Source organism: Mesorhizobium kowhaii, assembly GCF_042431665.1.
GTDB lineage: Bacteria > Pseudomonadota > Alphaproteobacteria > Rhizobiales > Rhizobiaceae > Mesorhizobium > Mesorhizobium kowhaii.
This window is the reverse complement of the sequence record NZ_JBHLYT010000036.1, coordinates 1-2212: the sequence shown is the minus strand read 5'-3', so window position 1 is coordinate 2212 and position 2212 is coordinate 1. Positions and strand designations below refer to the sequence as shown.

General features: G+C 60.5%; 1 protein-coding gene and 3 pseudogenes. 2 read left to right on the top strand and 2 right to left on the bottom strand.

Annotation, left to right across the window (positions count from 1 at the left end):
- Positions 1–251 precede the first annotated feature (251 nt).
- Positions 252–557: a PAAR domain-containing contractile injection system baseplate protein gene (locus tag ACFFNA_RS22520; RefSeq protein ID WP_378921756.1), complete on the top strand. Its 306-nt coding sequence runs from the start codon at positions 252–254 to the stop codon at positions 555–557.
- Between the two features lie 692 nt (positions 558–1249).
- On the opposite strand, the pseudogene ACFFNA_RS41285 reads toward ACFFNA_RS22520, so the two are convergent.
- Positions 1250–1390 (bottom strand): annotated as a pseudogene (locus ACFFNA_RS41285) (hypothetical protein); the annotation flags it as partial.
- Between ACFFNA_RS41285 and ACFFNA_RS22515 the strand changes: the two are divergent.
- Positions 1334–2009, top strand: a pseudogene (locus tag ACFFNA_RS22515) (porin). The pseudogenes ACFFNA_RS41285 and ACFFNA_RS22515 overlap by 57 nt on opposite strands.
- Here ACFFNA_RS22515 and ACFFNA_RS22510 read toward each other — a convergent pair.
- A pseudogene (locus ACFFNA_RS22510) lies at positions 1982–2212 on the bottom strand (hypothetical protein); the annotation flags it as partial. The pseudogenes ACFFNA_RS22515 and ACFFNA_RS22510 overlap by 28 nt on opposite strands.

Below are 2212 nucleotides of genomic sequence, written 5' to 3'. Positions count from 1 at the left end.
GAGCACGAAAGCTTGATCATGTCACCGCTGTTGGCAAATGTCTCGTGGTGTTCTCGCGTCGGTCATTCGCGTCCTGAACAGCTCGGAAATGTCTGGTCGAATGGGTCATGCCCTAGCCCGCGGCGTCCGGGCTCCGTCGAAGTCGAGAACGGTCGTCGTGCCATCAGCTCATCTTGAAATCGCCGGATGGCTCCTGTGGATCGTCGATCAACTTTCTGGGAGCATAATGGGACGGGACTGAGAAGATGGACATGGTTGGACAACTTGTTAGCCTCAAAGGCCACATGCATATCTGCCCCCTGGTCGAGCCTGGACCACGGCCGCATATCGGCGGCCCCGTGATCTTGACCGGTCAGAATTTTGTCTGCGTGGAGGGCGTTCCAATCGCCACCGTGAGCGACAAATGCCTATGTTCCGGCGCGCCGACCACCTCCGACAGCATTAAAGAAGGCTCTTCAATCGCGCGGATCAACGGCAAGAGGATTGCGCGGATGGGAGATTCCTGTTCACACGGTGGGCGCTTGGTTCAAGGCGTGCCGTGGATAACGTTCGAGTAACATCGCCGGCGAACGCGCTGGCGCCGACTCGAACTTCGAGACGCCGCGGCATCGTGCAGGGCAACGCCACGCCGCCGCACGTGCCGATGCCGGAGGCGATGAAGCGAGAGCTTGAAGAATACCCCGGGCGTATTTGCGACCAATTCTGCGGCGGAGCGGGCAACAACTCAGGATGCGGGCGGCCGAGGCCGAGCACGACTGCGAGGACCACGTGATCGTTGCGATGCGCCAGACTGTGGTCTACTCCTGTGAGCTGAAATTAGACGATCTGGAATATTCAAACAGCTTGAAGGCTGTAGCCTCCCGCATTCAGCACCGGCAGACGTGGCGGCCGCGCAACGAGAGCACGCAAGCGCCGACGATACTTTAGTGGAGTGCGTACATAAATGGTCCCGTGCTCGCCACCCACGAACTGCCGTTGCAGAGAGGACGTGAAGCCGCTCCACGTTGGCACGGTGCCGTCGCCGACGTCCTCTTCCTCGATCGCGTCGGGACGCAGTTTGCCGAGATGGACCGACGTGCTTGAGACGGCATGATCCGTGTCGTCTGGCGTCGCTGGGTCAACAACGTCGGACGTCTGCGCTGGAGTTTGCTTCGCGATCCAATCGGGGTGAAACAATCATGGAGGCTCGCCGCGTTGTTGGCCGCGGCGCAATGCGCTCTCCCTTTGGGTTCAATGCCCGATCGATTGTTCAGGGACGCTTCCCGCAAGGTCCAAAGCGCTCGTCGTCGGCAGGACCTTCGACGCTGGCAGCGGCTTCTCGGGCGTTGTCTCGCTGGAAGAAGGCTCCGGCGCGACCGGCACAATCGACAGCTATGTCCCCCATGTTGTCGGCGGCTTGAAATACAAAGGCGACTGGGGCGCGGTCACGGGTGTCGTCGCCTATGACAGCTCCTATGGAAGTGGCTGGCAAGGTTCGACTGGACGTCAACGTCACCAAGGAACTGACCCTGTTCATCATGGGCGGCTACGGCACGGACGATAACCTCAGCGACGATCCCGGCAATGCCATCGATGCTCATGGCCGCGGCTTCTACAAGCCGTGGGGCGGCAACTGGGCCGTCTGGGGCGGCGGCACCTACAAGTTCAATGCCAAGACCGCGTTCAACCTCCAGGCTTCGGCTGACGACGACAAGAACTACGCTCTGGCTGCGAACGTCGCCTATACCATCGTTCCGGGCTTCACGATCACGACCGAAGTCGACTGGGACCATTCGGTCACTTCGACGATGGCACTCCGTTCGGCAACTTCACCAAGGCCGACAAGAAGGATAGCGTTGGCGGCATCGTCCGTTTCCAGCGCAACTTCTGATCGAACCCCTGCCGATCAGAACGGAAAGGCCAGCGACGTCGTCGCGGGCCTTTTTGTTTTGCCGAGAGCTGCCGTACCGACGCGAATGTGCCCTCCCGTAAGAAGCAGCGCTCAGCCGGCAGGGAACGGGGCGAAGTGACCCGAGCCACGAAGCCTCGCGAGAAGGATGATGGCCGTTCCGCGGTGCTCACCCCTCGCTTGCTCACTTAGCGGCGACGCATCCCAGGCAGCCAATTCTGCCACCAAAAGGGCTGTGTCTCCGTTGATCGAGGCGCATCTAAGCTGTCCGCTCTTCTCCATTACGATTATCGCTGTGCCGGTTTCGCCATATCCAATCCCAGC

Excerpts from the sequence above, each read along its gene's own strand:
- ACFFNA_RS22520 (WP_378921756.1), top strand. The coding sequence starts at position 252 with ATGGTTGGACAACTTGTTAGCCTCAAAGGCCACATGCATATCTGCCCC.